Source organism: Rhodococcus sp. NPDC003382, from assembly GCF_053589135.1.
The window spans coordinates 1-4632 of record NZ_JBSFRH010000096.1; the positions used below are offsets into that span (position 1 = coordinate 1).

The following is a 4632-nucleotide window of genomic DNA, read 5'->3' on the forward strand; positions in this document are numbered from 1 at the left end:
GATCCGTTCACTGCGGGTGGGCGGTTGTATCGGACGGGGGATCTGGTGCGGTGGTTGCCGTCGGGTGGGTTGGAGTATGTGGGTCGGTCGGATTTTCAGGTGAAGATCCGCGGCCAGCGCATCGAGGTCGACGAGATCCGGGCGGTGTTCGAGTCGTTGCCGCAGGTGGGGTCCGCGGCGGTGGTGGTGCGGCAGCGGCCGGGTCGGTCGGAGTCGTATCTGGCGGCGTATGTGACGTTGCTGGTGGAGGCGGCGGCGGAGGAGTTGCGGGCGGCGGCCGGTGAGGTGTTGCCGGAGTACATGGTGCCGTCGACGGTGACGGTGCTCGAGTCGTTGCCGGTGACGGTGAACGGGAAGTTGGATCGGGCGGCGTTGCCGGAGCCGGAGGTGGCCTCGGCCGGTGCCGGCCGGGAGCCGGTGTCGGTGGCCGAGCGGGTGTTGTGCTCGGTGTTCGTGGACGTGCTCGGTGTGGTGGGGGTGGGTGTCGACGACGACTTCTTCCATCTCGGCGGCGACTCCATCATGTCCCTGCAGGTCGTCTCGCGCGCACGGCGCGCCGGAATCGCGGTCACCGCAAGGGATCTGTTCACCCATCGCACCGTCGCGGCCCTGGCCGCGTCGGCCCGCACGCTCGACGATGCCCCCGCGATCTCGGACGACGGCACCGGACTCGTGCCGCTGACGCCGCTCGCGACCGCGACGATCCGTGACGGCCACTACGAGAACTACTGCCAGGCCACCGTCGTGCACACGCCGGTCGGAGCCGATCGCGGCGCCCTCGCCGCGGCTCTCGCGGATGTGATTGCGCACCACGACATCCTCCGTGCGCGCCTCGTCGACACCGACGGTGACGGCACGCCCGACGCACTCGACGTGCCCCGCGAGACGACGCTCGATCTCGACGCCCTGGTGCGCGAGGTCGCAACCGGCACCGATCGGGACGCGCAGGTGCGAGCCGAACTCGCTTCTGCCGCAGCGCGTCTCGATCCTGCGGCCGGTGTGATGGTGCAGACGGTGTTCCTGGCTCCTGTCGCGCCGGACGAGCGCGGCGCACTGCTGATCGCCGCACACCATCTCGTCGTCGACGGCGTGTCCTGGCGCGTCCTGCTCGAAGATCTGGCCGCACGCTGGAACCGTGAGGAACTCGACCCGGTGCCGACGTCCGTCCGCACCTGGAACACCGCGCTGGCCGAGCGGGCGCGCACCGGCGACACCGAGGCCCGTGCCCGGTCCTTCGCCGCCCGGATCGGGGACTTCGAGCCGCCGATCGGAAGCCGCGACTTCGATCCGGCACTCGACACCCACGCGTCCACCGCGGACGTCACCGTCGAACTGGACGTCGCGACCACCCGTTCGCTGCTGTCGACCCTGCCGCGGGTGTACGCCGGTAGTGTCGACGACGGGCTCTACGCGGCGCTGGCCGCCGCCGTCGTGAACTGGCACCGGGGCCGTGGCACCGCGACCGACAGTGTTCTCGTCGCCCGCGAAACGCACGGTCGCGCACACGAACTCGTCTCCGGCGCCGATCTGTCCCGCACGGTCGGCTGGTTCACCGCGATGTACCCCGTCCGGCTCGATCTCACCGGAATCGAAACCGGTGCAGACGGATTCGACACCGATGCGCTCGTGCGTACCGTCAAGGAACAGTTGCGTGCCGCTGCCGCCGACGGGATCGATCACGGCCTCGCCCGGTACCTCGACCCGGTCGGGGAGGACGTGCTCGCCCGCTGCGCTCGCCCGCAGATCGGGTTCAACTACCTGGGCCGGTTCGCCGCCGACAGCGGGGAGGCCCGGGACTGGTCGGCACTGCCGGGATTCGCAGGGCTCCTCGGGCACACCCGCCCGGAGATGCCCGCCGCGACTGCCGTGGACATCAACGCCGTCACCGTCGACGGTCCGGACGGTCCCCGGTTGCAGGCCCGCCTGACCTACGCCACCGGCATCCTCACCGAAGATCAGGCCCGCACCCTGGGCAAAGCCTGGGTGGAGGCGGCCACTGCGCTCGCCCGGCACGCCGAGATCGTGCCGACCGTCCGGCACACACCGGGTGACTTCCTCGACACCGGCGTCTCGCAGGCCGACGTGTGCGCGTGGGAGCAGCGATTCGGCGAGCTCACCGACGTGCTGCCCATGACCGGTCTGCAGCAGGGCCTGATCTTCGAATCACAGCTGCACGCCGACTCGGACGCCGTCGACGTCTACGTCGGGCAGGTCGCCTTCGAATTCACCGGACCGCTCGACCGCGACCGGCTCCACCGTGCCGCACAGGCGCTGCTCGACGCGCACCCGAACCTGCGGGCCGCCTTCGTGACCGACGCGGACGGCACGTATCGCAGTGTCGTGCCCGCGTCCGTTCCGATGCCGTGGCAGGTGATCGACGTGACGGGCGACGTGGATCCGGACGCCGCCGCCGACCGGGTCGCCGACGCGGAGCGCGACACCCGGTTCGATCCTGCCGTGCCGCCGCTGCTGCGGTGCGCGCTCGTCGTCCTCGCCCCGGAGCGGCATCGCCTGGTGGTGACCGAACACCACGCGGTGATCGACGGCTGGTCGACTCCGCTGCTCGTGGCCGAACTGCTCGAGAACTACCGCGGCGGCACCTCGTCCACGACCGCCGACCGCGACGGCTACCGCAACTTCCTGACCTGGCTGGCCCGGCAGGAACCGGAGGCGACCCGCGCTGCGTGGCAGCAGGTGCTCGCCCCCGTCGAGGGTCCGACGCTGGTCGCGCCGGCCGAGCGCGTCTCGGTCGCCGAGTTCCCGCAGACGGTGCCCGTCACCCTCGACGCCGAGACCAGCGCCGGTGTCGTCGCCGCGGCCCGCGCGTGCGGTGTCACCGTGGCGACGGTCGCGCAGGTTGCGTGGGCGATGGCGCTCGCGCAGCAGACCGGGCAGTCCACCGTCGTCTTCGGTGCCACCGTCTCCGGTCGCCCGTCCCAGGTCGACGGCGTCGAATCCGCAATCGGCCTGTTCATCAACACGATTCCGGTCGTCGTCGAACTCGACCCGGCCGACCGGCTCGAAGACGCCCTGGTCCGCGTGCAGGAGCAGCAGGTGTCGGTGCTCGACCACCATCACGTGTCGCTCACCGAACTGCACCGCATCGCCGGGCAGCAGCGCCTGTTCGACACGCTGGTGGTGTTCGAGTCGTACCCCATGGACGAGTCCGCGCTCACCGCGATGCTCGACGACGACGCGCTGAGCCTGGCCGGTCTGAGCGGGCGCGACTCCACGCAATACCCGATGACCCTCGAGGTCACCCCGGGCGACGAGATCGCGGTCGAGGTCGCCTACCTGCCCACGCTCGTCGACGAATCCGTCGCGGTCCGGGCGGCCGAGGCCGTGCGTGCCGTGCTGGCGCAGTGTGCGGTGGATGTGGGTGTGCGGGTTGGTGGGGTGTCGGTGTTGTCGTCGGTGGAGGCGGCGGTGTCGGTGGTGTCGGATGTGTCGGCGGTGGGGTCGTTGCCGTTGGGTCCGGGTGTGGGGTGTTCGTCGGTGTTGCCGGTGTTGTTCGCCGAGGCGGTGGCCGCGTTCGGTGATGCGGTGGCGGTGTCGTCGGATGACGGTGGTGAGGTGTCGTTCGCTCGGTTGGGGGAGCGGGTGTTCGGGGCTGCGGGGGTGTTGGCCGGGCTGGGGGTGTCGGCCGAGTCGCGGGTGGTGGTGTTGTTGCCGCGGTCGGTGGAGTCGGTGGTGGCGTCGTGGGCGGTGGTGTGTGCCGGTGGTGCGTTCGTTCCGGTGGATGTGGGGTATCCGGTCGAGCGGGTGGAGTTCATGGTCTCGGATGCCGATCCGGTGGTCGTGGTGACGTCTTCGGCTGTGGCGGAGCGTTTTTCGTCGGTGTTGTCGGCGTCGGGTGCGTCGGTGGTGTTGGTGGATGCGCCGGAGTGGTCGCGGGCGTCGGGGTCGGGGGTGCCGGCGGCGGGGGTGTCGGTGGTGCCGGGGTCGGCGGCGTATGTGATCTATACGTCGGGGTCGACGGGGCGGCCGAAGGGGATCGTGGTCTCGCACGAGGCGATCGTGAATCTGGTGCGGTGGCGGCAGTCGGAGTTCCCGGTGGGGGTCGGTGAGGTGGTGTTGCAGAAGACGTCGCCGAGTTTCGATCCGGCGGTGCCGGAGGTGTTGTGGCCGGTGTTGGTGGGGGCGCGGTGTGAGTTGATCCGTGAGGGTGGTGAGCGGGATCTGGAGTATCTGGGTCGGCGGATCGTCTCCTCGGGTGCGGTGTTCGTGGAGTTGGTGCCGACGGTGATGTCGGCGATGGTGGAGTCGGGGGTGTCGCTGGCGGGGTCGCGGTTGCGGTATCTGTCGGCCGGTGGTGAGGAGTTGACCTGGTCGGTGGTCGATCGGGTGTCGGCGTCGTGGTCGGTGCCGGTGTGGAACACCTATGGTCCGGCGGAGGCTGCGGTGGAGGTGACGTCGTGGCGGGCCGGGGTGCGGTCGGCGGGGTCGTCGGTGCCGATCGGGTTGCCGGTGGCCAATACGTCGGTAGTGGTGTTGGACGGGTGGTTGCGTCCGGTGCCGGTCGGTGTGGTGGGTGAGCTGTATCTCGGTGGGGTGCAGTTGGCGCGGGGCTATCACGCGCGGATGGGGTTGACCGCGTCGCGGTTCGTCGCCGATCCGTTCACTGCGGGTGGG

General features: G+C 70.4%; 1 protein-coding gene. It reads left to right on the forward strand.

What is annotated here, in order from left to right; all coding sequences use genetic code 11:
• Positions 1-99: 99 nt before the first annotated feature.
• Positions 100-4632: condensation domain-containing protein (locus ACWDUD_RS30450; RefSeq protein WP_450111753.1), on the forward strand; the 4533-nt coding region annotated here is incomplete at its 3' end.